Below are 22,598 nucleotides of genomic sequence, written 5' to 3' on the forward strand. Positions count from 1 at the left end.
CCGCTCACCCGAACAAACCGTGCAGGAACCAGCGCGGGGCAGCCTGACTGCTCGTCCGCTCCTTGAATACCCAGTAGCACGCGCCCTCTTCGTCCTGCGCGACGTGGTAATCGCGTGCGATCAACTGCCCGTCGAACCACCCGGCTTCGATTCGCTCGGCCGACGACATCATCCGCAGCGGCGTATGAAATACCGGCCGCTCGCCGCGCATCAGAAGCGGCAGCGGCTCGGCGAGCAGCCACGCGGGACGCGGCGGCGCGGCGGGCGGACCGGCAACAGGCTTGCCCGCTTGCGCATCGAGCGGCAACCAGCGGTTCGCGACCTCGGGCCGGTAATCGGCGACAGGCGCCGCGCGCAATACGTTGTCCGCGCCGAGCCGCGCGACCAGCAACTCGAGCAACCGCTCGCGGGTTTCCCGCGTACCGCCCGGCTCGGGAAAAAGATCGTCGGCCGGCGGCGCGACCGATTCGACGCGCGTGGCCTTCAGCCGCACCGCGATCACCGCGGCCGGCAACTCGACGCGCGCGAGCCGCTCGCCGAGCAGCCGCATGAAATGCGCTTCGTCGCGCACGGGCGCCGCGAACGCGAGCTCGAGCGGCGTCGGCGGTACGGCCTGGCGGCCGCGCTCGTGCTCGAGATCGAACGTCATCGCGGCCAGCGACAGTTGCCGCGCGGCCAGCCAGCCGCACAGCTGCACGACGAGCCGCCGTGCGGCGAACAGCACGGCTTCCGCGTATTCGACGCGCTCCGGCAATTCGAGCCGCACGTCGAACACGGGCGGCACCGCCATCCACGCGAGCGGCTCGACCGCTTCGCCGTATGCACGATCGAGCGCGGCCAGCAGCGCGGGACCGCAGCGCCGCTGCAGCCCCGCGCGCGGCAGGCGGCGCAGATCGGCAAGCGTGCGGCAGCCGAGGCCGTCGAACCAGCCCGCATATGGACGCGCGTCGGGCAGCAGCACACTGGGCAGCCGATCGAGCGCGCGAACGAGCGACGCGTGACGCGCGACGCGGCGCCGGATGCGCGAGCGCGCCGACGTGCGCGCGAGCAGCCACGCGCCGCGCCCGGTCGGCGCGGCGGACAGGCGCGCCGCATAGCCGAGCGCCGCGAGCGTCGCCCGCACCTGGCGGCACAGCGACGGCAGCCCGCCGAACAGGCGCAGGCTCGGGCCGACGTCGACGATCAGCGTCGCTTCGTCGTCGAGCGCGACGCACGGCGAGAAGCGCAACAACGCGAGCGCGACCGCGCGCAACGCATCGGCTTCGCGGGCGGGATCGCGTTCGACGAGATGCGTCGCGGGCGCGAGCGTGAGCACGCCGCCGCGCTTCATGCCCGCGCGTACGCCCTGCCGGCGCGCGGCCGCATCGGCGATCAGCACGACACCCTGCTCGAGCACCGCACAGCCGGTCTCGCCGGCCGCCGCGTCAGACGGCGGCGGGGCGCACACGTCGAGCGGCAGGCGCGGCAGATGGATGCCGAGCAAGACGCGCATAGCGGCTCTCCACGATGGGCGACGGCAAATCGAGCACGAACGGCTCGCTGCGCGCGGGCCCGCGACGCTTGACGATGTCGAGCGACACGCCGCCCGGCACTGGATGCAGCGCGACGCGCAGCACGGCCGGCGACGGCTGCCGCGCGGCCGACAGCGGGCGCAGCATCACGAACAGCGTGTCGCCGGTGCGCGCGGCCGCGAGATGCAGGCGCCGCAGCGCATCGGGCCGCGCGTCCTGCCAGAGCAGCAGCGCGCCGCAACAGCCCGTCTTGAGCGCCTGCTCGGCGGTCCACAGCGCATCGGTGCGGCTCCCGGCGCGCAGCCACAGCAGCGTGTCGGCCGGCACGCCGAGACTGGCAAGCGCGGCGGCATGCGGCGACTGCGGCGGCGCGACGAGCGCGAGCGGCCGCCGCGCGCTGACGGCGCGGGCGAGCGCGGGCGCGAGCAGCCGCATCTCGCCGCAGCCCGGCTGCGCGGCCAGCAGTTCGACGAGGCCGCCGACCGGCCAGCCGCCGCCCGGCAGTTCGGCCGACAGCGGCGCGAAGCCCGTGTCGATCGTGCGCGGACCGCCGCGCGCGAGTTGCGAGCCGCGCCAAAGGGACGGATGAAGGGACTCGGGAGCAATGGAGGATGCGAGCATGATGCCAACCCACAACTGTATGGATATACAGTATATGGCAATGCGCGCGCGCCGCACAGCAGCGGTGTAAAACCGGTTTTCGTCGGAAGAAATCAGGGAGAAGCCGGGGCGTCCGTCCTGCCACGGCGCACCGGCCCGCATCGGCGCAACGCGTCAGCCGCGTCGAGCGCTTTACGTTATGCTGTCCGCCGACCCGACCCACACCATTGGAGGGGACTTGAAACGAACGATTCGTGCGATCGCATGCGCGACCGTCGCGCTGGCGCTGCCGGGCGCAGCCTTCGCGCTGACCGACGGCAGCGCGCAATACGACGATTGCATGCTCAATGCGCTGCGCGAAAGCCGTAACGGCGCGGCGGCCCAGTTGATCCAGCGCTCGTGCGACGCGCTGTACCGCAACAACGCGATGCTGCTGCCGCGCGAACGGCGCTTTCACGAGTGCGTCGTGCAGTCGCTGCCCGGCGTGCGCGACAACTACGCGATCCAGCAGATCATGTCGATCTGCTCGCGGCGTGGGGAGATGTGAGCGGGGGCTGAACGCCACGCTGTCGGCCCTCCTTTACGCGCACCGATATGAAAAAGGGGCTGCGCGATGTTTGCAGCAACGCCGGACAGTGCCCCCCGTCAGGTCGTAGACAAACTCGGTGAGCGGTCAGTCGTAGAGCCAGCGCCCCGCTTTTGCCGATGCGATCAGCACTCGAACATTCAGATCCGGAACACGATGGATCACTTTTTTCTTAAACGGATTGATCAAGTCAAGAAACGAAGAATCGTCTTCCGGATAATATTTTTTAATATCGAACCCACTTATATCAACATTAAATTTCGCCGAATACTCCCACATCAGATCCTCGACCTCACAATCATCAAAACGCAAGTCCAGATCCAAATCGGTACTTTCCGTTATCTCATCGGCCATGAATGATATAGAGAATCCGGACTTTTTCCTTATAAATTCAATCACCCTTTTTTCAAGATCCACCATAACCTACCCCCTCTCCTGCAACTCTATTGTAGTGAGCGACCGTCTTGCCGGCAATAATAGAAATATCACTTGCAAGAATCACCCAACCAAGCACAGGAATCGTTCTTCCTACGAAGGTTCCGATGTTTCCAAGCAACCTGATTTTCAAATTTCGCACGGGTCCGCCTACCAGTGTTGGCAATCTCCAACCAAACGGGAATTGAGCCTTTTGAAAAATTCTTCTTGAGTATTTGCTTGCACGCGAAGTCCCCTGTATCGCGCCGCCCGGCTTTACCCTGGTCGGCAAATTACTTCTACCAAGCAAGATCATACCGACCGACACGACATCATCGACGCCCAACCGATTCATCGTTTCGTCAACCATGATCCAGAAGAACAACTCTCCCGCAGTCAGATTGGCCATCCCGTAGTAATGGCAAGTCCCATTCAATTTCTCGACAGCACCCATTCAGCGTCCTCGTTCGTAGTTTTTAAAAATATTTTTTAGTCTAACGAAGACGCACGATTACCGTACCGACAAATCCGGCCGACCTATTGGCCGACCGCACCGCAACGGTGATGGAATTTCATGCCGAATGAATCGTTATTCGGCTCGGCACAAGCAATGACGGAGTGCAGCGGGATGCCAGAGAGAGAAAATGCATAGCGATTCCGAATTCGAGCAGTCGCGCACACGTTCCATACCAACGTGTCGAACCGTTACCAAACGGCTTTCATCCATGAACGCCGATGCAATTGCGGCGTGTAATCTTCACACTACTCCTGCATCTCGAAAAGCATTCCGCTCGCACACAAAAAAAAGGCCTGCACACGTGCAGGCCTTCATTCGATCAACCGATCGCGTTCAGAACGACGCGACCATCGAGCCCTTGAACTGCTTCTTGATGAATTCCCTCACTTCCGGCGACTGGTACGCCTTGACCAGCTTCTTCACCCACGGCTGATCCTTGTCCTTCGCACGCACGGCGATCAGGTTCGCGTACGGGCTCGTCAGCGCTTCGAGCGCGATCGCATCCTTGGTCGGCTGCAGGTTCGCGGCCAGCGCGTAGTTCGTGTTGATCACGGCCGCGTCGACGTCCGACAGCACGCGCGGCAGTTGCGCGGCGTCGAGTTCGGAGATCTTCAGCTTCTTCGGGTTCTCGGCGATGTCGAGCACCGTCGCGTTGTTGCCGCCCGTGCCGGCGCCAGCCTTCAGCTTGATCACGCCTTGGGTCTGCAGCAGCAGCAGCGCACGGTTTTCATTCGACGGATCGTTCGGCACCGCGAGCTTCGCGCCCTGCGGCAGATCCTTCAGCGACTTGAACTTCTTCGAATACACGCCGATCGGCGAGATGTAGGTCAGGCCCGCGCTGACGATCTTGTAGCCGCGCTGCTTCACCTGGCTGTCGAGGTAGGGCTGATGCTGGAAGCTGTTCGCGTCGAGGTCGCCCGAATCGAGCGCCGCGTTCGGCTGCACGTAGTCGTTGAACTCGATGACCTTCACGTTCAGGCCTTCCTTCTCCTTCGCGACCTTCTGCACGACTTGCCACACTTCCGCATCCGGGCCGGCGACCGTGCCGACCTTGATCACCTTGTCGTCGGCGTGCGCGCCTGCCGACAGCGTCAGCGCGGCGCCGGTGGCCAGCACGGAAAATACCTTCAGGAGACTGCGACGCTTCATCTGTTTCTCGCTTTCTTGCTTACTTGAAATGGGGCGCGATACGGGTATGCCCGGACTCGCAGGAAGGGGCAAATGGTGTCACAGGATCGGCGGGAAGTGAAATACATCCCGCTCATATGGGTATGCACCAGCGCAGTGCCGGCGGCCGCTGGCCGATTCGGCCGTTAGTTGCACTTTCTCGTCGACGCATCGGCCCATCGGCCGACACCCGTCACGCCGCCACCACCTCGTCGATCACCCTCGCGCCGCCGAATGCCGGTTCGGCCGCCCTGCCGCCGGCCCCGCGCGCCGACGGGCCGCCGGTCTTGCCGACCCGGAACGCGCCGACCGTATCGCGCAGCCGCGCGGCCTGTTCCTGCAGCGACGCGGCCGCCGCCGCCGCTTCCTCGACCAGCGCCGCGTTCTGCTGCGTCACCTGGTCCATCTGCGTGACCGCGCGCCCGACCTGCGTGATGCCGCTCGCCTGCTCCTCGGACGCGGCCGCGATCTCGCCCATGATGTCGGTCACGCGCGCGACCGCCTGCAGGATCTCGCCCATCGTCGTGCCGGCCTGACCGACCAGCGTCGAGCCGTTGCGCACCCGCTCGACCGAATCGACGATCAGCGCGCGGATTTCCTTCGCGGCCGTCGCGCTGCGCTGCGCGAGCGAACGCACCTCGCCCGCGACCACCGCGAAGCCGCGGCCCTGCTCGCCCGCGCGCGCGGCCTCGACCGCCGCATTCAGCGCGAGGATATTGGTCTGGAACGCGATGCCCTCGATCACGCCGATGATGTCGGCGATCTTGCGCGAGCTGTCGTCGATCTCGCCCATCGTGCCGATCACGCGGTTCACGACGTCGCTGCCGGTGCGCGCGATGTCCGACGCGTTGTTCGCGAGCCCGCTCGCCTGCCGCGCGTTGTCCGCGTTCTGCTTCACCGTCGCGGTCAGTTGCTCCATGCTCGCGGCCGTTTCCTCGAGCGATGCGGCCTGCTCCTCGGTGCGCTGCGACAGGTCGTCGTTGCCGGCCGAGATCTGGCGGCTCGCCGACGCGATCGCTTCGGCCGACTGGCGAATCCCGCCGATCGTCGCCTCCAACCGCGCCTGCATGTCGTGCATCGCGGCCATCATGCTCGTGCGGTCGCCGGCGCGCACCGGCACCGGCTGCGTGAGGTCGCCCTGCGCGATGCGCGTCGCGAGCGCGGCCGCTTCGTCCGGCTCGCCACCGAGGCTGCCGCGCACGTTGCGAATGATCACCAGCATCGCCGCGCTGATCACGAAGCCGATCACGAACACCACGGCCAGGTGGCCGAGCAGCGTCCGGTAATAGACGGTGTCGATGTCCTTCAGGAACACGCCGCTCGAAATGTTCCAGTCCCACGGCGCGAATCGCGTGACGTAGCTGATCTTCGGCACGGCCGTCTCGCTGTGCGGCAACCGCCCGCGGTATTCGGCGAACCCGCTGCCGGTCGCCTTCGCCGCGTTCAGGATCGTCACGAACAGCGGCTTGCCGTCCGGATCGAGATAGTCGCCGACCTGCGTGTCGACGAGCTTCGGCAGCGTCGGGTGCATCAGCACGACCGGCTTCGAATCCATCACGAACACATAGCCCGAATCGCCGTAGCGCATCGCGGCGAGGCGCGCGAGCGCGTCGCGCTTCGCGTCGGCCTCGGGCATCGTGCCGCTCTGCGCAAGCGCGTGATAGGCCTTCACGATGCCCGCCGCCGAGTCGACGAGATTCGCGATGCCGGCCTTGCGTTCGGCGAGCATCGTCGCGCGCGTCTCGTAGGCGCTCCATGCGCCGACGCCCAGAAGACCGATCCATACCAGCGCAAGCGCGAGCCACAGCTTGCGGTTCAAACTCATTCTGCTCATCTGCGTGCCTCTGTCGATGTCGATGCATCCGGCGCGCGAACGGCCTGCCGCGCGCAAACGGTTGCTCTTTCATTTACGGCACCGAGGCTTACATCTTGAATACGCGTCGCCGCAGCGAACCGGCGATCGACGGGCACGCAGCCCGTCGCGCGGGCGCCGGCGCGACAGCCCGCGTCCGCTGTGCTAAAAAGACCGGCCGGCGCCCGAAGCGCCGGCATCATTCCAGGGCCATCCATATGTACGTCATCGACATCCACTACACCGCGTCGCTCGAGCGCATCGACGACGCGCTCGAACGCCACCGCGCGTATCTGCAGCCGCAGTTCGACAAGGGCATCTTCATCGCGGCGGGACCGAAGGTGCCGCGCGAAGGCGGCGTGATCCTCGCGGCCCGCATCGATCGCGACGAACTCGACGCGATCCTCGAAACCGACCCGTTCGTCACCGAGGGGCTCGCCACCTATCGCGTGACGGAATTCCGGATCACGCGCGCCGCGTCCGGCTTCAACCTGCCGGCGCTGCCGTAACGCGGCTTCGGCACGACGCGCGCATGCCGACGCGCCGCCCGGCGGGCAGCGCATGCGCACAACGAAGCGAGAGGGAAGACGTGATGGCGCGAAACGGCCGTCACGCGAGACGCCGGGCCGCGCGCCCGGCGGCTGCCGGTCAGTCGACCAGCAGCTTCAGGTCGTGGACCCACGGGGCCGGGCCCTGGCCGTCGCGCACGAACAGGCGCAGCTTGCCATCGCGATCGAACACGTAGCTCGCGGCCGTGTGATCCATCGTATAGCTGCCGGGCGTCTTGCCGGGCACCTTCGCGTAGTACACGCGGAAATCCTTCGTGACCTTCTTGAGCGCCGCTTCGTCGGCCGGCCGCAGGCCGATAAACGACGGATCGAATGCGGGCACGTACTGGCCGAGCAGCGCCGGCGTGTCGCGTTCCGGGTCGACGGTGACGAACAGCACCTGCACGCGTTTCGCGGCATCGGGCCCGAGCTGCTTCAGCGCTTCGGACAGCTCGGCCATCGTGGTCGGGCACACGTCCGGGCAGTGCGTATAGCCGAAGAACATCACGACGGCCTTGCCCTTGAAGTCGGCGAGCGTGCGGACCTTGCCGGTCGTATCGGGCAGCGAGAAATCGCTGCCGAACTGCGTGTTGCCAGTGATGTCGAGATTCTGGAATTTCGGCGCGTTGTCGCATCCGGCGAGCAGCAGCGCTGCCGTGAATGCGCACGCGAGCATCCAGCCTTGGCGCGCGCGGCGCCCGAACCGTGATGGGAGCATTGCGTTCAAACCGTGCGGTTACACGCCGAGCAGCGGACGTGCATAGTGATCGACGAGCAGCGCGACAAACAGCAGCGACAGATAGACGATCGAGTAGCGGAAGGCCTTGCGGGCGAGTTCGTCCGAATAGTCGCGATGGATCTTCCACGCATACGCGAGGAACACCGCGCCGAGCAGCACCGCGCTCGTCAGGTAGACGGCCCCGCTCATGCCGGAAATGAACGGCATCATCGTGACCGCGAACAGGATCACCGTATACAGCAGGATGTGCAGCCGCGTGAACTTCTCGCCGTGCGTGACGGGCAGCATCGGCAGCCCGGCGTTCTCGTAATCCTTGCGGCGATAGAGCGCGAGCACCCAGAAATGCGGCGGCGTCCACACGAAGATGATCAGCACGAGGATCCACGCGTCGCCCGGCACCGCGCCGGTGACGGCAGCCCAGCCGAGCGCCGGCGGCATCGCGCCCGACGCGCCGCCGATCACGATGTTCTGCGGCGTCATCGGCTTGAGCAGCAGCGTGTAGACCACCGCGTAGCCGACGAACGTCGCGATCGTCAGCCACATCGTCAGCGGATTCGTGAACGTGTAGAGCGTCCATGCGCCGACGCTGCCGAGCACGGCCGAGAACAGCAGGATCTGCGGCGTCGTGATCTCGCCGCGCGCGGACGGACGCCACGCGGTGCGGCGCATCATCGCGTCGATCTTCTGTTCGACGAGGCAGTTGATCGCGAACGCGGCGCCGGCCAGCAGCCAGATGCCGACGGTGCCGCCGATCAGCACATGCCAAGGCACCATGCCCGGCGTCGCGAGGAACATGCCGATCACCGCGCAGAACACCGCGAGCTGCGTGACACGTGGCTTCGTCAGCGCCATGTACTGGGAAAAGCGGCTACCGGGCGATTGGGAGAGGGTGCTTTGCATGGGGACGGTCACGCCGGGGCGGCGTCGCGCGCAGGCTGCGCGACACGGCCGGGGCGACTTGAAAGGATGCGAAAGTTTAACATGACGACGAGCAGCAGCAGGATCGCGGCCCCGCCGTTGTGCGCGACGGCGACGGGCAGCGGCCACTGCAGCACGATGTTGGTCAGGCCCGTCACGAACTGCAGCAGGACGACCAGCAGCACGCCGTTCGCGGGCCGCCGCAGCGATTCGAAGCGGCGCATCTTCAGTGCGAACGCGACCAGATACGCGACCACGACGAACGCGAACGTGCGGTGCGTCCAGTGGATCGCGACCAGCGCGTCCTGCGTGATCGCGTCGCCATCCTTCGTCATCCCGAGCGCGCGCCACAGGTGGAAGCCGTGCTGGAAGTCCATCGGCGGAATCCACTGGCCGTTGCAGGTCGGGAAGTCGGTGCACGCGAGCACCGCGTAGTTGGTGCTCACCCAGCCGCCGAGCGCGATCTGCACGACCAGCAGCACGAGCGCCGCGAGCGCGGCCGCCCGGTAACGCCCGGCCTCCGGATCATGCGACGGCAGCGGCGTCTGCCGCGCCGCGAGCCAGCCGAGCGTGCCGAGCAGCGTGAGGCCGAGCAGCAGGTGGATCGTGACGATCACCGGCTGCAGCTTCATCGTGACCGTCCATGCGCCGAACGCGCCCTGCACGAGAATCAGCAGCAGCAGGCTCGTCGGCCACCACGGCGACACGTGCAGCGGGCGGCGGCGCAGCCGCGCGGCCCACGCGATCGCCACCTGCGCGATGATCAGCACGCCGATCGCCATCGCGAAATAGCGGTGGATCATCTCGATCCACGCCTTCGTCATGCTGACCGGCCCGGTCGGCATCGCCTGGTGCGCGGCCGTGATCGCGGCGTGCGCGATGAACGGCGACGACGTGCCGTAGCAGCCCGGCCAGTCGGGGCAGCCGAGGCCCGAATCGGTCAGCCGCGTGAAGCCGCCGAACATCACGAGATCGAGCGTCAGGAACGTGGTGATCCACACGAGCTTGCGGAATTTGTCGTCGTCGGCCTTCACCCACACGTACGACAGCGGCAGCAGCGCGATGCACGCGCCGATCAGGCCGAGTTGCAGTAGATACGACATCGGAATGGTGCCTCGCTCTCTCGCCTTAACCGATGCTCGACCACTTCAGCAGCTTCGTCACGTCCGACTTGATCTTGCTGGGATTCGGGTCTTTCGGGAAACGCATCATCAGGTTGCCGTTCGGGTCGACCATGTAGATGTGGTCGCTGTCCTTCGTGCCGGCATCGGCCGGCAGCCACGCGGCCACCGCGGCCGGATCGGCGACGAGCCGGCGCGTGTCCGGATATGCGTCCAGCACCTTCTGCGGCACCGCGCCCGCATCGCTGCGCAGCCACACCATCGTGATCCGGTGCCGTTCGCCCGCCTGCGTGACGCGGATCTGGCGCATGAAATAGAGCTTCTGCGCGCACGCGTCGTCGCACGCGCTGCGGTCGGTCATCACGAACAGCCAGACCCCACGCAGCGACGACAGCGGCACCGTCTTGCCGGTTTCGTCGGTGACCTGCAGATCCGCCGGAATCGGGCGCTGCGGCTCGATCAGCGTGCCGTAGTTCGTCGACCCGCCCTTCGGCTTGATCACGTAATAGGTGAAGTACGACGCGATCATCGGCGCGGCGCACACGAGACCGAGCAGCACGAGCATCCAGCGGCCGCGCTTGCGGGCCGCGGGCGACATCGGCGCAGCGGCCGGACCCTGACGGGAAGATTGCATGGACAAATCAGACCTCTCGAAACGAACCCGCGGCGCCGGCGCCGCGTCCTGGCATGACGCTCACGCGCCGGCCGACTTCTTCGCCGCACGCCGCGCGGCGTACAGGCCGAAGCCGAGCGCGGCCGCCGCCATCGCCCACCACTGAAACATGTAACCGTAATTGCGCTCGACGCCGGTCGTCGCCGCCGGCCAGTCGCGCACGAGCCTGTCGCCGTCGTCGCTCGTCTGCTGGATCACGAACGGCTGCAGCGGCAGCCCGGTTTCCTTCGCATACGCGGCGACGTCGAGGTTCTGCCGGATCTTCTGGTGCGCGGCCGACCCGCCTTCGCCGAGCTCGAACGCGCGCGACGCGTCGGCGCGCGCGATGCCGACGATCTCGACGTCGCCCGCCGGCGTCGCGAACGGCTCGATCGCCGTGCGATCGGCGATGTTGCGCGGCAGCCAGCCGCGGTTCACGAGCACGACGCCGCCGCCCGTGAGTTTAAACGGCATCACGACGTAAAAACCCGGCTGGTCGTTATACGGCCGATTGTCGAGGAACACCGCCTGCTCGGGCAGGAAACGGCCCTTTGCCCGTACGCGATGAAACTCGATCGACGCGAGCGGAACCGGCTGCGCGCCGAGGTCGACCGGCGCCGCCTGCTCGTAGCGCGCGATGCTCGCCTGCAGCGCTTCCTTCTGGTGCGCGCGGTCGCGCTGCCAGAAACCGAGCCGGATCGTGACGGCGACGACGACGAGGATCAGCAGCGCAGGCAGCCAGCGAATCTTCATCGGGCGGCCCGCCCGGCGCGTTCGCGAAAGCGAAGTGCGATAATTATCCTCTTCCTTTCGAATTGCCGTCGTCCGGTTCGCGTCATGCACATACTCGTTCCCATCGCCTTCGTCCTCATCATTGCCAGCATGGGCTCGGCGCTCTACTTCATGATGCACGACCGCGGCCATACGAAACGCATGGTCTGGTCGCTCGCCACCCGCGTCGGGCTGTCGGTGTCGCTGTTCCTGCTCATCCTGTTCGCGAACTGGATGGGCTGGATCCATTCGACCGGTTTGCCGATCGGACGTTGATGCCGTCGCCGCGCCGGCCGCCGTGACATTTAGCCGCACGGCCGCGCCACCAAGTAAAAGCGCCGCCTGACTGAGTCGCGGCGGCGCCAGGGTGGTCTCGCCCGCAGCTTCGCCGCCGCGCCCGCGACACCAATGAAAACGGCCCGCGCATCGCTGCGCGGGCCGTTTTTCCATTTACAGCCAGTAGACGACGACGTACAGGCCGAGCCAGACGACGTCGACGAAGTGCCAGTACCACGCGGCGCCTTCGAATGCGAAGTGATGATCGGGCTTGAAATGGCCGCGGATCATCCGCACCAGCACCACCGCGAGCATCGTGCCGCCGAGGAACACGTGGAAGCCGTGGAAGCCGGTCAGCAGGAAGAACGTCGAACCGTACACGCCCGAGTTCAGCGTCAGGTTCAGTTCGTTGTACGCGTGGTAGTACTCGAAGCCCTGGAGGAACAGGAAGCAGATACCGAACACGAGCGTCGCGGCCAGCCACGCGATCGCCTTCTTGCGATGATCGTCGCGCAGCGCGTGGTGCGAGATCGTCAGCGTCACGCCCGACGACAGCAGGAACGCGGTGTTCAGCGTCGGGATCGGCCACGGGCCCATCGTCTTGAAGTGACCGGCGAGCGCGGCGGGGCCTTCGTTCGGCCACACGGCGGAGAAGTCCGGCCAGATCAGCTTGTAGTCGAGGCTGCCGAGCTGGTGCAGCGCGATTTCACGCGCATAGAACAGCGCGCCGAAGAACGCGCCGAAGAACATGACTTCCGAGAAGATGAACCAGCTCATGCTCCAGCGGTACGACTTGTCGACGTTCTTGCCGTAATGACCGCCTTCCGATTCGGCGATCGCGTCGCCGAACCAGTGATACAGCGTGAAGAGCAACCACAGCAGGCCGAGCAGCGCCGTAAAGGGCGCCCAGTCGTGACCGTTGATCCACAGCGCTGTCGACCCGAGCATGACCAGCAGGCCGATGGCCGCGCTGATCGGATGCTGCGACGGATGCGGCACGAAATAGTACGGGGTCTGGTTTTGACCGCTCATGCTTGATTCTCCACTTCAGTCCAATTTGTGTACCGGAAACCGCTCCGGCTTTATTTCTTGCGCGGCGAGACCGCCACCGCTCTTTCTCGCACGCCGCGCCGTGGCGCCGCGCACTGCATTCTTTCGTGGCCGCGAGCCGCTACTCAACCCACGACCGCACGCACGATCAGGATCAGCACGCCGATGAACATGCCGGCCGCGATCAACGCGACGATCAGCACGTGCAGCGGATTGAGCTGCGTCGCGTCGGCCTCCAGGTCGCGCCGCTTGCGCACCCCGAAGAACGACCACAGCACCGCTTTCAGCGCCTGACCGAACGTTCCGCTCCGCTTGACTTCCGTCATCGCCCCGCCTCCTTCGTCATGCGTCCGGCTTCGCCGCACCCTGCGCCGCCGCCGTACTGCGCTGCGCCGGTGCCGGCGTGGCCGGGGTATTCAGCTCGAAGAACGTGTACGACAGCGTGATCGTCTTCACGTCCTTCGGCAATTTCGGGTCGATCACGAACACCACCGGCATCTTGCGCGACTCGTTCGCGGTCAGCGTCTGCTGCGTGAAGCAAAAGCACTCGATCTTCTTGAAGAACTCCGTCGCCTGCTTCGGCGCGTAGCTCGGGATCGCCTGCGCCACGACCGGCCGGCCTTGCCCGTTCGTCACGTCGTACACGATCGTCGTCAGTTCGCCCGGATGCACGTCGAGGCTGTTGTGCTCCGGCTTGAACCCGAGCGGCCCGCGTGCGTTCGCATCGAACTCGACCGACACCGTGCGGCTGGTGTCGACCTGCGAGTTCTTCACCTCGCGCGCGCTGACATCGCGCTGCACCAGGTTGTTGATGCCGGTGATCTGGCAGATCGCCCGATACATCGGGATCAGCGCGAAGCCGAAACCGAACATCAGCCCGGCCACGACGAAGAGCTTCACCAGCATCGAACGATTGAACGCGCGATCCACGGCGCCCTCTTCCGGCTTCGACATACGACGACTTCCTCGCTACTGCGTCAGTTGCTGCATCAGTGGGTGGACAGCCACCACTGCTTGATCACGACACCCACGAAAAAAACGGCGGCGATGACGAGCAGGGTGAGGCCGAGCCGCTTGTTGCCCGCGCGAATCTGCTCGGGCGTTCGTCTTTCTGATGGATTCCGGGTCATCTGAAACTTCGCTGAAACTTCCGTTCCGCGCCCGCCGCGCCTGCCTGCACGGCAGGCAGCGGCGGAACGCTCGGTGAAACTTACTCGACGTGCGGCGGTTGCTCGAACGTGTGGAACGGAGCCGGGCTCGGCACCGTCCACTCGAGGCCCGTCGCGCCATCCCACGGCTTGTCCGACGCCTTTTCCAGATCGCCGCCGCCACGGTAGGCCGGCAGCGCGACCGCGAACAGGAAGTACACCTGCGCGAGGCCGAAGCCGAATGCGCCGATCGTCGCCACCTGGTTGAAGTCCGTGAACTGCGCCGGGTAGTCCGCATAGCGGCGCGGCATGCCCGCGAGACCGACGAAGTGCATCGGGAAGAACGTCAGGTTGAAGAAGATCATCGACGCCCAGAAGTGGATCTTGCCGCGCGTCTCGTTGTACATCCAGCCCGTCCACTTCGGCGCCCAGTAGTACCAGCCCGAGAACAGCGCGAACAGCGAACCGGCCACCAGCACGTAGTGGAAGTGCGCGACCACGAAGTAGGTGCCGTGATACTGGATGTCGAGCGGCGCCATCGCGAGCATCAGGCCCGTCAGGCCGCCGAACGTGAACACGAACAGGAAGCCGATCGCGAACAGCATCGGGGTTTCGAACGTCATCGAGCCGCGCCACATCGTCGCGAGCCAGTTGAACACCTTCACGCCCGTCGGCACCGCGATCAGCATCGTCGCGTACATGAAGAACAGCTGGCCGGTGACCGGCATGCCCGTCGCGAACATGTGGTGTGCCCAGACCATGAACGACAGGATCGCGATCGATGCCGTCGCGTACACCATCGAGCTGTAGCCGAACAGCGTCTTGCGTGCGAACGCCGGGATCACCTGCGACACGATCCCGAACGCCGGCAGAATCATGATGTACACCTCGGGGTGGCCGAAGAACCAGAAGATGTGCTGGTACATCACCGGGTCGCCGCCGCCTGCCGCGTTGAAGAACGACGTGCCGAAGTGGCGGTCGAACAGCACCATCGTGATCGCGCCTGCCAGAACCGGCATCACCGCGATCAGCAGGTACGCGGTGATCAGCCACGTCCACGCGAACATCGGCATCTTCATCAGCGTCATGCCCGGTGCGCGCATGTTCAGGATCGTCACGACGATGTTGATCCCGCCCATGATCGACGACGCGCCCATGATGTGGACCGCGAAGATCGCGAAGTCCATGCCCGGGCCCATCTGCGTCGACAGCGGCGCGTACAGCGTCCAGCCGGCGGCCGTCGCGCCGCCCGGCGCGAAGAACGAACCGACCAGCAGCACGGCCGCGACCGGCAGCAGCCAGAAGCTGAAGTTGTTCATCCGCGCGAACGCCATGTCGGATGCGCCGATCTGCAGCGGAATCATCCAGTTCGCGAAGCCGACGAACGCCGGCATGATCGCGCCGAACACCATGATCAGGCCGTGCATCGTCGTGAGTTCGTTGAAGAACTCCGGACGCATGATCTGCAGGCCCGGCTCGAACAGCTCCGCACGGATGCCGAGCGCCATCACGCCGCCCGACAGGAACATGATGAACGAGAACAGCAGGTACAGCGTACCGATGTCCTTGTGGTTGGTGGCGAACAGCCAGCGACGCCAGCCGTGCGGGGCTTCGTGCGCGTGGTCGTCGTGCGCGTGGTCCGCGGCTACGTCGTGCCCGATGCTAGACATGAGAATCTCCTAATGCGAATACGTCGACTAACTCAGCGACACGTCAAGCCGCCGGGCCGATCTCGACACGCCGGGCTTCCTTCGCGTCAGCCCCGCCCGTGATCGTTTCCGGCTTTTTGAGAATAATGTGGTCTTCCGCCACGCCTGCTGCCTTCAGCGCATCGCGCACGGCCTGCGCCCGATGCTTCGCCAGTTCGGCGTTCGCGTCGGCCGAGCCCGTCTTGTCGGTGAAGCCCGACAGCGCGAGCTTCGCGTCCGGATGCGCCTTCGCATAGTCGGCCGCGGCGGCGATCGCCGCCTTCGCGTCGGCCGGCAGCACGCTCTTGCCCGTCTCGAAGTAGATCGTCGACAGCGCGGCCGATGCCGCTGCCGCCGGCTGCTCGGCGCCCGACGCGGCTTGCGCCGGCGCTGAAGCCGCTTCGGCCGGTGCCGCTGTCGCGCCCGCCGTGTCTTCCGGCAGCTTGCCGTTGCGTGCGTCGGCCACTTGCTTCGGCTGCAGCAGGTCGTTCTTGTGGTTGCCCCACGAGTTGCGTTCGTACGTGACGACCGAAGCGATGTCGAGGTCCGACAGCGACGCCCACGACGGCATCGCGCCCTTGCCGTGCAGCACGCGCTCGACGTGCGCGGCGATCGGGCCGTTCACGATCGGGCTGCCGTCCATCGCCGGGAATGCGCCGAGGCCCTTGCCGTTCACCTGGTGGCAGGCCGCGCAGTTCGCCTTGTAGACTTCCTCGCCGTGCGCGACGAGTTCGGCCATCGTGTAGACCTTGTTCGGATCGACTGCCGCGCCGGCCAGCTTCGCCTTCTGCGCGGTGACCCACTTCGCGTAGTCGTCGTCCGACAGGACTTCGACGACGACCGGCATGTACGCGTGTTCCTTGCCGCACAGCTCGGTACAGAAACCGCGGAACGTGCCGACCTTGTCGGCCTTGAACCACGTGTCGCGCACGAAGCCGGGGATCGCATCCTGCTTCACGCCGAACGCGGGCACGTACCACGAGTGGACGACGTCGTTCGCGGTCGTGATGATGCGGATCTTCTTGTTGACCGGCACGACGAGCGGATTGTCGACTTCCTGCAGATAGGTGTCGGTGATCGGCTTCTTGCCCATCACTGCGTCGCGCGGGGTGGTCAGCGTCGACAGGAAGCCGATGCCCTCGCCCGGGCCCTTCACGTAGTCGTAGCCCCACTTCCACTGGTAGCCGGTGACCTTGATCGTGAGATCGGCGTTCGTCGTGTCCTTCATCGCGACGACGGCCTTCGTCGCCGGCAGCGCCATCAGCACGACGATGACGAACGGCACGATCGTCCAGATGATCTCGACGGTCGTGCTTTCATGGAAATTGGCGGCCTTGTGGCCCTTGGATTTGCGGTGCGCGAAGATCGAATAGAACATCACGCCGAACACGCCGACGAAGATCACCGTACACAGGATCAGCATCATCGTGTGGAGATCGTAGAGCTCCTCGGCGATCTTCGTGACAGGCGGCTGAAAGTTGATCTCGTTGACACGGGGGCCGCCCGGGCTATCACCGACCGCCAGGGCCGCACCGGCAAAGAGCAATCCGCTGCATGCCAGCACGCCCGCGAGGGCTCGCTTGATTGTTTTCATAGCATCCTTACCCAAAATTTCCATTCAAACCCTCCCCCGTCGCAAGCCGCCGGCCTGTTCCGGCCGATGACTGCGCCTCGTCAGCCGCAGCGCCTGAGCGACACGCGCAGTTCGTCGGCGAACTGCGCACGCTTGTACTGCGCGAGATGCTGCCCGATTACGACGGTCTGCCCACGCGATACCAGTCGAATCGGATCGCGTGGCGTCGCACCCGGCTCGACCCGCACCCAGCGCGGGTTGAATTCGATCTGCGTGAGCCGCTCCGCATCCATCCGCTCGATCACGAGCCGGTGCGGGAACAGCCTGATGCGCTCGTAATCGACCGCATGGCGAGCATGGATCGCAAACGCGACACCCACCGCCAGCAACTCGATGCCGGTGAAGGGCATGACGAGCCAGGCCCCTCTCCACATCAGCAACGCCGCGATCGCCAGCGAGAAGCCTGCGAGCGACGCGTAAAACAGCACGAACTGGCGTGGCGACACCGAACAGTTGCGTTTCATCAGCCAGTCTTCGAGGACCGGTTCGCTGTCCGCCGTCTTCGCCAAAACGCTCGCTGCTTCCATCGCCGCCTCACGCGAATGGCATGCGATGCATGCCTGCATCGGACTCGCCGCCCCGTATTGCGGGGACCCCGGGACGACAAGCTGACGCATTATAGGCGGGTTCAATGGCATCCACAAGCAAGCGCCTATCGCCCGCCAAGCCAAGCGCGACAAGCTTCCCGGCCGTTTTTGCCGCCAATTCGACCCCGCTTTGCGCCGCTAATTTCGGACATAACAAAACCCCTCTTTACCGATTCTTCGGACGCCCCTTGCCGATATCCTCGATGCGCACGATCCCGTGCCCTTCCGCGGTCGTGCGCGGCACGGCCTTCCATGCGTGGCCGTAGATCACCTCGAACGTGAGCGGGATCGTGCCGTCCTCGCGCCGGCGCGCGTCCAGCGCATCGCCGAGCGCCGCGCGAAAGCGCCGCGTCGCGTGCTGCGGGGCCGTGCGCTCGAACGGATAGGCGCCCCAGCGGCGCACGTCGGCGAGCAGCGAATCGGGGGATTGGTAGGTGACGGTCAGCACTTCCTGGTCCATCACGGGAATCTCGAAGCCGCTCTCGACGAGCATGTCGCCGAGGTCGTGCATGTCGACGAAATCGATCACGCGCGCCGCGGGCGGCGCGACGCCGAGCGACGCTTCGGCGTCCGCGCAGGCCGCGCGCAGCTCGCGCAGCGTGTCGGGGCCGAGCGTGCTGAACATCAGCAGCCCGTTCACGCGCAGCACGCGCTGCCATTCGGGGAAGACGGTATCGGGACGCGAATGCCAGTGGAGCGCGAGATTCGACCAGATCAGGTCGAACGCGCCGCCCGGGAACGGCAGCGTAGCGAAGTCGGCCTGCGCGACGCGCGGGCCGCGTTGGCCCAGCGCGCGGCCGAGCGACGCCGGCAGCCAGCGGCGCCAGGTGGTCTGCTCGACCTCGCGCTGACCGGCCCGCGCGAGCATCGCACCGGACAGGTCCACGCCGAACACCGGCGCTTCCGGAAAGCGCGCGCGCAGCGCCGGCAGGTCGTCGCCCGGGCCGCAGCCCGCATCCAGCACGGCCGCGGGGCTCACCTTGATGTATTCGAGGCGCTCGTTCATCCGCTGCGCGATCTCGCGCGGCAGGAACGCAACCGCATCGAACGTGGCGGCACGGCGGTCGAAGATCCGCCGCAGGCGCCTGGCGTCATTGGCCGGACGGCCGGTTGAAGTCGAAGCTGGGGACATGTCGGGCACACTGGCGAAGAGCCCGAAGTATACTCGCTCGCCTCGCAAGCTTCATCGAGGCGGCATGCCTGGAGTGTTGCGATGGTCCGCGGTTCCGCCGAGCGCACGATGCGCGTCGTTTTGTCGCAGATTCGAGCACTGGTCGTGCGCGTTGCCGCGGTCACGCTGCCGAATCGCTGCGCGTTGTGCGGCAATTTGTCACACACCGTGATTTGCGGCGCCTGCGATGCCGCGTACTGGAATGAAGCGCGGCTGCGCTGCGAGGTTTGCGCCGTGCCGCTCGGTGTCGGGCACGCGCGCCGGCCCCACGGTGGCCGCCCCGGCGCCGGTCGCGCGGCCGCGTACCTGTGCGACGCATGCCGCACCGCGCCGCCGCCGTTCGACGCGACGCTCGCGCTCGCCGATTACCGCCCGCCGCTCGACGGGCTCGCGCGCGGCCTGAAGTTTCACGCGCGGCTCGCGCTCGGCGGCGAATTCGCGGCCCGGCTTGCGCGGCTGGTCGACGATACGCGCGGCGCCAGCGGCTTCGATCTCGTCGCGCCGGTGCCGTTGTCGCACCGGCGGCTCGTCGCGCGCGGCTACAACCAGGCGTGGGCGATCGCGCGTCCGCTCGCGCGCCGGCTCGGCGTGCCAGCGGACGCGGCCTTGCTCGCGCGCGTCGCCGACACCGCACCGCAGTCGCGGCTCGACCGGCACGCACGGCGCGACAACGTGATGGCGGCTTTCGCGGTGGCAGGCGGCGTCGCCGGCCGCCACATCGCGCTCGTCGACGACGTGATGACGTCCGGCGCGACGCTCGCGGCGGCCGCGCACGCGCTGAAGGCGGCGGGCGCCGCGCGCGTGACGAATCTGGTTGCGCTGCGCACCGCCAGGGATTAATTAGATAGAGAGGCCGGCCGCCCGCAAGCGGCCGTCACGAACCGGCCGGCTGGGTGCACGCGTGTATTGCGTGGGCCCGGCCGGCCCAGCCAAACCGAAACATGTTCAACGTCGTCCTCGTCGCCCCCGAAATTCCGCCGAACACCGGCAACGTGATCCGCCTGTGCGCGAACACCGGCGCGCACCTGCACCTGATCGAGCCGCTCGGCTTTCCGCTCGACGACGCGCGGATGCGCCGCGCCGGCCTCGACTATCACGAGTATGCGCAGATGCGCGTGCACCGCGACTGGGACGCGTTCGTCGCGTCCGAAACGCCCGATCCCGCGCGGATGTTCGCGTTCACGACGCGCGGCTCGGGCCGCTTCCACGATCACGCGTTCCTGCCCGGCGACTGGTTCGTGTTCGGCTCGGAAACGCGCGGCCTCCCCGCCGAGCTGCTCGAACGCTTCCCGAACGAACGGCGCGTGCGCCTGCCGATGCGGCCGGACAACCGCAGCCTGAACCTGTCGAACACGGTCGCGGTGGTCGTGTTCGAGGCGTGGCGCCAGGCCGGCTTCGAAGGCGGCGCCTGAAACTTGCCGAGCGCGGCCCGCCGCACCAGATGCGTCAGGTTCGCGCGAGCCGCGCGCGGTACAGGTCGTAGATGTCGGAAGAAAAGCACGCGAACACCACGCGTGCGAGGTTCGGCGCCTGCGCCAGCATTTCGGTGACGGTGCCGACCGCGATGTCGACGGCCTCTTGCGCCGGATAGCGGTAGATACCGCAACTGATCGCCGGAAACGCGATCGACGTCGCGGCGACTTCCTCGGCCAGCTCGATCGCGCGCCGGTAGCACGACGCGAGCAGGTCGGCCTCGCCGCGCGCGCCGCCGTACCAGACCGGCCCGACCGCGTGGATCACGTAGCGCGCCGGCAGCCCGTGGCCGCGCGTGAGCTTCGCGTCGCCGGTGTCGCAGCCGCCGAGCGTGCGGCACTCGGCGAGCAGGCCGGGGCCGGCCGCGCGGTGGATCGCGCCGTCGACGCCGCCCCCGCCGAGCAGCGAGCCGTTCGCCGCGTTGACGATCACATCGACGTCGAGCGTCGTGATGTCGACGCGTTGCGCATCGAGCGTGGTGGAATGGATCTGCAGCATGACACCCTCGCGGAACGCCGGAGACGATTCAAGCGTAGTCCGATTTGGCGCCGCGCGCCCGGCGCAACCGCGCCGAGCGGCGCCCGCCCGTGCTACTCGGCGCGCGCGTCGCGGCGCAGCAGGCCGCTGACGGCGTCGCGCGGCGCGATCCCGTCGAACAGCACGCCGCACACGGCTTGCGTGATCGGCATTTCGATCGACTGCGCGCGCGCGAGCGCCAGCACGGCCTGCGCGCAGCGCACGCCTTCGGCCACATGGCCGAGCGCACCGAGGATGTCGTTCAGCGTGCGGCCGGCCGCCAGTTGCAGCCCGACCGTGCGGTTGCGCGACAGGTCGCCCGTCGCGGTGAGGATCAGGTCGCCGAGGCCCGTGAGGCCCGTGAAGGTTTCCGCGCGGCCGCCGAGCGCCACGCCGAGCCGCGACATTTCGGCGAGGCCGCGCGTGATCAGCGCGGCGCGCGCATTCAGCCCGAGGCCGAGACCGTCGGAAATGCCGGTCGCGATCGCCAGCACGTTCTTCACCGCGCCGCCGACCTCGACGCCGACCACGTCGTCGCCGGTATAGATCCGCATCGCGCCGTGATGGAACGCGGCGAGCGTGCGCTCGCGGCACTCGGCCGACGCGCTCGCCACCGTCAACGCGACGGGCAGCGACTGCCCGACCTCGCGCGCGAAACTCGGGCCCGACAGCACGCCGTTGCTCCGCTGTTCGGGCAGTTCGGCCGCGATCACCTGGTGCGGCAGCAGGTGCGTGTCGGCCTCGAAGCCCTTGCAGACCCAGACGACGTGCGCGGGCACGCAACCCGCGTCGCGCATCGCGTGACACAGCGTGCGCAGCCCGGCCACCGGCGCGGCGATCACGCACAGCGCGTCGTCCGCGGCGCCATGCGCGAGCGCGGCGCCGAGATCGGCGTCGTAGCGCAGCGCAGCAGGCAGCGCGATGCCGTCGAGATAGCGGGAATTTTCGTGCCGGGCCTGCAGCCCGGCGATGAGCGCGGCGTCGCGCGCCCACAGAAGCGTATCGTGCCGCGCGGCCAGATGGCCCGCGAGCGCGGTGCCCCAGGCACCGGCGCCGAGAACGGCTACTTTCATACCCAGCACCGGTCCGAGCGAAACGTCAGTTCAGCGTCGTGCCATTCGGCGCGCCGTTCGGTGCACCTGCCGCGCCGGCCTGCTGCTGAAGCTGCGCGAGACGCTGCTCGTACAGCGCCTGGAAGTTGATTTCGGCCAGGTGGATCGGCGGGAAGCCGGCGCGCGTGATCGCGTCGGCGATGTTCGAGCGCAGGTACGGGAACAGGATCGTCGGGCACGCGATGCCGACGAGCGGATCGAGCTGTTCGTCCGGAATGTTGCGGATGTCGAAAATGCCGGCCTGCTTCGCTTCGATCAGGAACGCGACCTTGTCCTTCACCTTCGCGGTGACGGTACCCGACACGACGACTTCGAACACGCTTTCCGCGAGGCGGTCGGCCTTGACGTCGACTTCGACTTCAACCGACGGCATGTCCTGCTCGAGGAAGATCGCCGGCGAATTCGGCTGCTCGAGCGACATATCCTTCAGGTAGACGCGCTGGATGTTGAAGAACGGTTGGTTTTCGACGTCGGACATGGTGTTTCCCTAAAAGTGGTGACGGGGCGGCCCGGCTTCTCGCCGGCCGCCACGGATGAATCCTGCGCGC

27 protein-coding genes are annotated in these 22,598 nt (G+C 66.7%); 5 read left to right on the top strand and 22 right to left on the bottom strand.

Annotation, left to right across the window (positions count from 1 at the left end; genetic code table 11):
* Positions 1 to 4 precede the first annotated feature (4 nt).
* Both CFB81_RS14585 and imuA read right to left on the bottom strand, forming a co-directional pair.
* The gene (locus CFB81_RS14585; protein ID WP_089435666.1) at positions 5 to 1,492 is read right to left on the bottom strand and encodes a DNA polymerase Y family protein; all 1,488 of its coding nucleotides are present in this window, start codon (positions 1,490 to 1,492) and stop codon (positions 5 to 7) included.
* Entirely contained in the window at positions 1,425 to 2,132 is a 708-nt protein-coding gene (imuA, locus tag CFB81_RS14590; protein ID WP_069620256.1) for a translesion DNA synthesis-associated protein ImuA, read from the bottom strand. Before imuA ends, CFB81_RS14585 begins: the two co-directional genes overlap by 68 nt.
* A gap of 217 nt (positions 2,133 to 2,349) precedes the next feature.
* On the opposite strand from imuA, the gene CFB81_RS14595 reads away from it, so the two are divergent.
* Positions 2,350 to 2,658, top strand: a complete 309-nt coding sequence (locus CFB81_RS14595) for a VF_A0006 family four-cysteine protein (protein ID WP_069620255.1) — start codon at positions 2,350 to 2,352, stop codon at positions 2,656 to 2,658.
* Between the two features lie 126 nt (positions 2,659 to 2,784).
* Here CFB81_RS14595 and CFB81_RS14600 read toward each other — a convergent pair whose 3' ends face one another.
* From CFB81_RS14600 to CFB81_RS14615, 4 genes are all read right to left on the bottom strand, one after another.
* On the bottom strand, positions 2,785 to 3,117 hold the full coding sequence (locus tag CFB81_RS14600; protein WP_089435667.1) for a DUF1493 family protein: 333 nt from the start codon (positions 3,115 to 3,117) through the stop codon (positions 2,785 to 2,787).
* Positions 3,104 to 3,565, bottom strand: a complete 462-nt coding sequence (locus CFB81_RS14605) for an STM2901 family protein (RefSeq protein WP_089435668.1) — start codon at positions 3,563 to 3,565, stop codon at positions 3,104 to 3,106. Before CFB81_RS14605 ends, CFB81_RS14600 begins: the two co-directional genes overlap by 14 nt.
* A gap of 396 nt (positions 3,566 to 3,961) precedes the next feature.
* A complete protein-coding gene (locus CFB81_RS14610) occupies positions 3,962 to 4,777 on the bottom strand; it encodes a MetQ/NlpA family ABC transporter substrate-binding protein (protein WP_089435669.1) in 816 nt (271 codons plus the stop codon).
* A gap of 211 nt (positions 4,778 to 4,988) precedes the next feature.
* A complete protein-coding gene (locus tag CFB81_RS14615) occupies positions 4,989 to 6,629 on the bottom strand; it encodes a methyl-accepting chemotaxis protein (protein WP_089435670.1) in 1,641 nt (546 codons plus the stop codon).
* Between the two features lie 236 nt (positions 6,630 to 6,865).
* Between CFB81_RS14615 and CFB81_RS14620 the strand changes: the two genes are divergently transcribed.
* On the top strand, positions 6,866 to 7,156 hold the full coding sequence (locus CFB81_RS14620; protein ID WP_069620253.1) for a YciI family protein: 291 nt from the start codon (positions 6,866 to 6,868) through the stop codon (positions 7,154 to 7,156).
* A 139-nt stretch (positions 7,157 to 7,295) separates the two neighbouring features.
* Here CFB81_RS14620 and CFB81_RS14625 read toward each other — a convergent pair whose 3' ends face one another.
* Genes CFB81_RS14625 through CFB81_RS14645 form a run of 5 tightly spaced genes read right to left on the bottom strand, consistent with a single transcriptional unit; the run spans position 7,296 to position 11,378 of the window.
* Positions 7,296 to 7,913, bottom strand: a complete 618-nt coding sequence (locus CFB81_RS14625; RefSeq protein ID WP_050014818.1) for an SCO family protein — start codon at positions 7,911 to 7,913, stop codon at positions 7,296 to 7,298.
* Between the two features lie 18 nt (positions 7,914 to 7,931).
* Positions 7,932 to 8,834, bottom strand: a complete 903-nt coding sequence (gene cyoE / locus CFB81_RS14630; RefSeq protein WP_069620251.1) for a heme o synthase — start codon at positions 8,832 to 8,834, stop codon at positions 7,932 to 7,934.
* Between the two features lie 8 nt (positions 8,835 to 8,842).
* On the bottom strand, positions 8,843 to 9,955 hold the full coding sequence (locus CFB81_RS14635; RefSeq protein WP_069620250.1) for a heme A synthase: 1,113 nt from the start codon (positions 9,953 to 9,955) through the stop codon (positions 8,843 to 8,845).
* A gap of 25 nt (positions 9,956 to 9,980) precedes the next feature.
* Positions 9,981 to 10,607 carry a cytochrome C oxidase subunit I gene (locus tag CFB81_RS14640; RefSeq protein ID WP_069620249.1) on the bottom strand — a complete coding sequence of 209 codons (627 nt, stop codon included), beginning with the start codon at positions 10,605 to 10,607 and terminating at the stop codon, positions 9,981 to 9,983.
* Positions 10,608 to 10,667: 60 nt separating this feature from the next.
* Positions 10,668 to 11,378, bottom strand: a complete 711-nt coding sequence (locus CFB81_RS14645; protein WP_069620248.1) for an SURF1 family protein — start codon at positions 11,376 to 11,378, stop codon at positions 10,668 to 10,670.
* 84 nt (positions 11,379 to 11,462) lie between these two features.
* Here CFB81_RS14645 and CFB81_RS14650 point away from each other — a divergent pair, with 84 nt between their 5' ends.
* Positions 11,463 to 11,672 (top strand): twin transmembrane helix small protein, encoded by a 210-nt coding sequence (locus CFB81_RS14650; RefSeq protein WP_006477735.1) that lies wholly within the window; start codon positions 11,463 to 11,465, stop codon positions 11,670 to 11,672.
* 174 nt (positions 11,673 to 11,846) lie between these two features.
* Here the strand turns inward: CFB81_RS14650 and CFB81_RS14655 are convergent, their stop codons facing one another.
* The 8 genes from CFB81_RS14655 to CFB81_RS14690 form a co-directional block, all read right to left on the bottom strand.
* Positions 11,847 to 12,704 carry a cytochrome c oxidase subunit 3 gene (locus tag CFB81_RS14655; RefSeq protein WP_039346195.1) on the bottom strand — a complete coding sequence of 286 codons (858 nt, stop codon included), beginning with the start codon at positions 12,702 to 12,704 and terminating at the stop codon, positions 11,847 to 11,849.
* A 143-nt stretch (positions 12,705 to 12,847) separates the two neighbouring features.
* Entirely contained in the window at positions 12,848 to 13,048 is a 201-nt protein-coding gene (locus CFB81_RS14660) for a DUF2970 domain-containing protein (RefSeq protein WP_069620247.1), read from the bottom strand.
* Between the two features lie 16 nt (positions 13,049 to 13,064).
* The gene (locus tag CFB81_RS14665; RefSeq protein ID WP_069620246.1) at positions 13,065 to 13,676 is read right to left on the bottom strand and encodes a cytochrome c oxidase assembly protein; all 612 of its coding nucleotides are present in this window, start codon (positions 13,674 to 13,676) and stop codon (positions 13,065 to 13,067) included.
* A gap of 35 nt (positions 13,677 to 13,711) precedes the next feature.
* Positions 13,712 to 13,852 carry a cytochrome oxidase small assembly protein gene (locus CFB81_RS36100; protein WP_089435671.1) on the bottom strand — a complete coding sequence of 47 codons (141 nt, stop codon included), beginning with the start codon at positions 13,850 to 13,852 and terminating at the stop codon, positions 13,712 to 13,714.
* 80 nt (positions 13,853 to 13,932) lie between these two features.
* Positions 13,933 to 15,540 carry a cytochrome c oxidase subunit I gene (gene ctaD / locus CFB81_RS14675; protein WP_050014798.1) on the bottom strand — a complete coding sequence of 536 codons (1,608 nt, stop codon included), beginning with the start codon at positions 15,538 to 15,540 and terminating at the stop codon, positions 13,933 to 13,935.
* Between the two features lie 43 nt (positions 15,541 to 15,583).
* Complete coding sequence (coxB, locus tag CFB81_RS14680) at positions 15,584 to 17,176, bottom strand: cytochrome c oxidase subunit II (protein ID WP_089435672.1); 1,593 nt, start codon at positions 17,174 to 17,176, stop codon at positions 15,584 to 15,586.
* Between the two features lie 56 nt (positions 17,177 to 17,232).
* Positions 17,233 to 17,757 carry a DUF2244 domain-containing protein gene (locus CFB81_RS14685; RefSeq protein ID WP_069620244.1) on the bottom strand — a complete coding sequence of 175 codons (525 nt, stop codon included), beginning with the start codon at positions 17,755 to 17,757 and terminating at the stop codon, positions 17,233 to 17,235.
* Positions 17,758 to 17,944: 187 nt separating this feature from the next.
* Positions 17,945 to 18,910: a methyltransferase domain-containing protein gene (locus tag CFB81_RS14690; protein ID WP_069620243.1), complete on the bottom strand. Its 966-nt coding sequence runs from the start codon at positions 18,908 to 18,910 to the stop codon at positions 17,945 to 17,947.
* Between the two features lie 81 nt (positions 18,911 to 18,991).
* On the opposite strand from CFB81_RS14690, the gene CFB81_RS14695 reads away from it, so the two are divergent.
* On the top strand, positions 18,992 to 19,789 hold the full coding sequence (locus CFB81_RS14695) for a ComF family protein (protein ID WP_089435673.1): 798 nt from the start codon (positions 18,992 to 18,994) through the stop codon (positions 19,787 to 19,789).
* Positions 19,790 to 19,890: 101 nt separating this feature from the next.
* Positions 19,891 to 20,361: a tRNA (uridine(34)/cytosine(34)/5-carboxymethylaminomethyluridine(34)-2'-O)-methyltransferase TrmL gene (gene trmL, locus CFB81_RS14700; protein WP_089435674.1), complete on the top strand. Its 471-nt coding sequence runs from the start codon at positions 19,891 to 19,893 to the stop codon at positions 20,359 to 20,361.
* Between the two features lie 34 nt (positions 20,362 to 20,395).
* On the opposite strand, the gene CFB81_RS14705 is transcribed toward trmL, so the two are convergent.
* From CFB81_RS14705 to secB, 3 genes are all read right to left on the bottom strand, one after another.
* Positions 20,396 to 20,920, bottom strand: coding sequence for an O-acetyl-ADP-ribose deacetylase (locus CFB81_RS14705; RefSeq protein ID WP_069620240.1), 525 nt, complete (start codon positions 20,918 to 20,920; stop codon positions 20,396 to 20,398).
* A 92-nt stretch (positions 20,921 to 21,012) separates the two neighbouring features.
* Complete coding sequence (locus CFB81_RS14710) at positions 21,013 to 22,011, bottom strand: NAD(P)H-dependent glycerol-3-phosphate dehydrogenase (RefSeq protein WP_069620239.1); 999 nt, start codon at positions 22,009 to 22,011, stop codon at positions 21,013 to 21,015.
* A 25-nt stretch (positions 22,012 to 22,036) separates the two neighbouring features.
* Positions 22,037 to 22,528, bottom strand: a complete 492-nt coding sequence (gene secB, locus CFB81_RS14715; RefSeq protein ID WP_006481561.1) for a protein-export chaperone SecB — start codon at positions 22,526 to 22,528, stop codon at positions 22,037 to 22,039.
* Positions 22,529 to 22,598: the final 70 nt, after the last annotated feature.

Origin of the sequence: Burkholderia sp. AU28863 (genome assembly GCF_002223195.1) — a bacterium.
GTDB classification, from domain to species: Bacteria; Pseudomonadota; Gammaproteobacteria; order Burkholderiales; family Burkholderiaceae; genus Burkholderia; species Burkholderia sola.

Excerpts from the sequence above, each read along its gene's own strand:
- CFB81_RS14635 (WP_069620250.1), bottom strand. The coding sequence starts at position 9,955 with ATGTCGTATCTACTGCAACTCGGCCTGATCGGCGCGTGCATCGCGCTG.
- CFB81_RS14620 (WP_069620253.1), top strand. The coding sequence starts at position 6,866 with ATGTACGTCATCGACATCCACTACACCGCGTCGCTCGAGCGCATCGAC.
- imuA (WP_069620256.1), bottom strand. The coding sequence starts at position 2,132 with ATGCTCGCATCCTCCATTGCTCCCGAGTCCCTTCATCCGTCCCTTTGG.
- CFB81_RS14650 (WP_006477735.1), top strand. The coding sequence starts at position 11,463 with ATGCACATACTCGTTCCCATCGCCTTCGTCCTCATCATTGCCAGCATG.
- CFB81_RS14615 (WP_089435670.1), bottom strand. The coding sequence starts at position 6,629 with ATGAGCAGAATGAGTTTGAACCGCAAGCTGTGGCTCGCGCTTGCGCTG.
- cyoE (WP_069620251.1), bottom strand. The coding sequence starts at position 8,834 with ATGCAAAGCACCCTCTCCCAATCGCCCGGTAGCCGCTTTTCCCAGTAC.
- CFB81_RS14710 (WP_069620239.1), bottom strand. The coding sequence starts at position 22,011 with ATGAAAGTAGCCGTTCTCGGCGCCGGTGCCTGGGGCACCGCGCTCGCG.
- CFB81_RS14695 (WP_089435673.1), top strand. The coding sequence starts at position 18,992 with ATGGTCCGCGGTTCCGCCGAGCGCACGATGCGCGTCGTTTTGTCGCAG.
- CFB81_RS14585 (WP_089435666.1), bottom strand. The coding sequence starts at position 1,492 with ATGCGCGTCTTGCTCGGCATCCATCTGCCGCGCCTGCCGCTCGACGTG.
- CFB81_RS14605 (WP_089435668.1), bottom strand. The coding sequence starts at position 3,565 with ATGGGTGCTGTCGAGAAATTGAATGGGACTTGCCATTACTACGGGATG.
- CFB81_RS14645 (WP_069620248.1), bottom strand. The coding sequence starts at position 11,378 with ATGAAGATTCGCTGGCTGCCTGCGCTGCTGATCCTCGTCGTCGTCGCC.
- CFB81_RS14705 (WP_069620240.1), bottom strand. The coding sequence starts at position 20,920 with ATGCTGCAGATCCATTCCACCACGCTCGATGCGCAACGCGTCGACATC.
- CFB81_RS14660 (WP_069620247.1), bottom strand. The coding sequence starts at position 13,048 with ATGACGGAAGTCAAGCGGAGCGGAACGTTCGGTCAGGCGCTGAAAGCG.
- CFB81_RS14600 (WP_089435667.1), bottom strand. The coding sequence starts at position 3,117 with ATGGTGGATCTTGAAAAAAGGGTGATTGAATTTATAAGGAAAAAGTCC.
- CFB81_RS14690 (WP_069620243.1), bottom strand. The coding sequence starts at position 18,910 with ATGTCCCCAGCTTCGACTTCAACCGGCCGTCCGGCCAATGACGCCAGG.
- trmL (WP_089435674.1), top strand. The coding sequence starts at position 19,891 with ATGTTCAACGTCGTCCTCGTCGCCCCCGAAATTCCGCCGAACACCGGC.
- CFB81_RS14685 (WP_069620244.1), bottom strand. The coding sequence starts at position 17,757 with ATGCAGGCATGCATCGCATGCCATTCGCGTGAGGCGGCGATGGAAGCA.
- CFB81_RS14665 (WP_069620246.1), bottom strand. The coding sequence starts at position 13,676 with ATGTCGAAGCCGGAAGAGGGCGCCGTGGATCGCGCGTTCAATCGTTCG.
- CFB81_RS14610 (WP_089435669.1), bottom strand. The coding sequence starts at position 4,777 with ATGAAGCGTCGCAGTCTCCTGAAGGTATTTTCCGTGCTGGCCACCGGC.
- coxB (WP_089435672.1), bottom strand. The coding sequence starts at position 17,176 with ATGGAAATTTTGGGTAAGGATGCTATGAAAACAATCAAGCGAGCCCTC.
- secB (WP_006481561.1), bottom strand. The coding sequence starts at position 22,528 with ATGTCCGACGTCGAAAACCAACCGTTCTTCAACATCCAGCGCGTCTAC.
- CFB81_RS14655 (WP_039346195.1), bottom strand. The coding sequence starts at position 12,704 with ATGAGCGGTCAAAACCAGACCCCGTACTATTTCGTGCCGCATCCGTCG.
- CFB81_RS36100 (WP_089435671.1), bottom strand. The coding sequence starts at position 13,852 with ATGACCCGGAATCCATCAGAAAGACGAACGCCCGAGCAGATTCGCGCG.
- ctaD (WP_050014798.1), bottom strand. The coding sequence starts at position 15,540 with ATGTCTAGCATCGGGCACGACGTAGCCGCGGACCACGCGCACGACGAC.
- CFB81_RS14625 (WP_050014818.1), bottom strand. The coding sequence starts at position 7,913 with ATGCTCCCATCACGGTTCGGGCGCCGCGCGCGCCAAGGCTGGATGCTC.
- CFB81_RS14640 (WP_069620249.1), bottom strand. The coding sequence starts at position 10,607 with ATGCAATCTTCCCGTCAGGGTCCGGCCGCTGCGCCGATGTCGCCCGCG.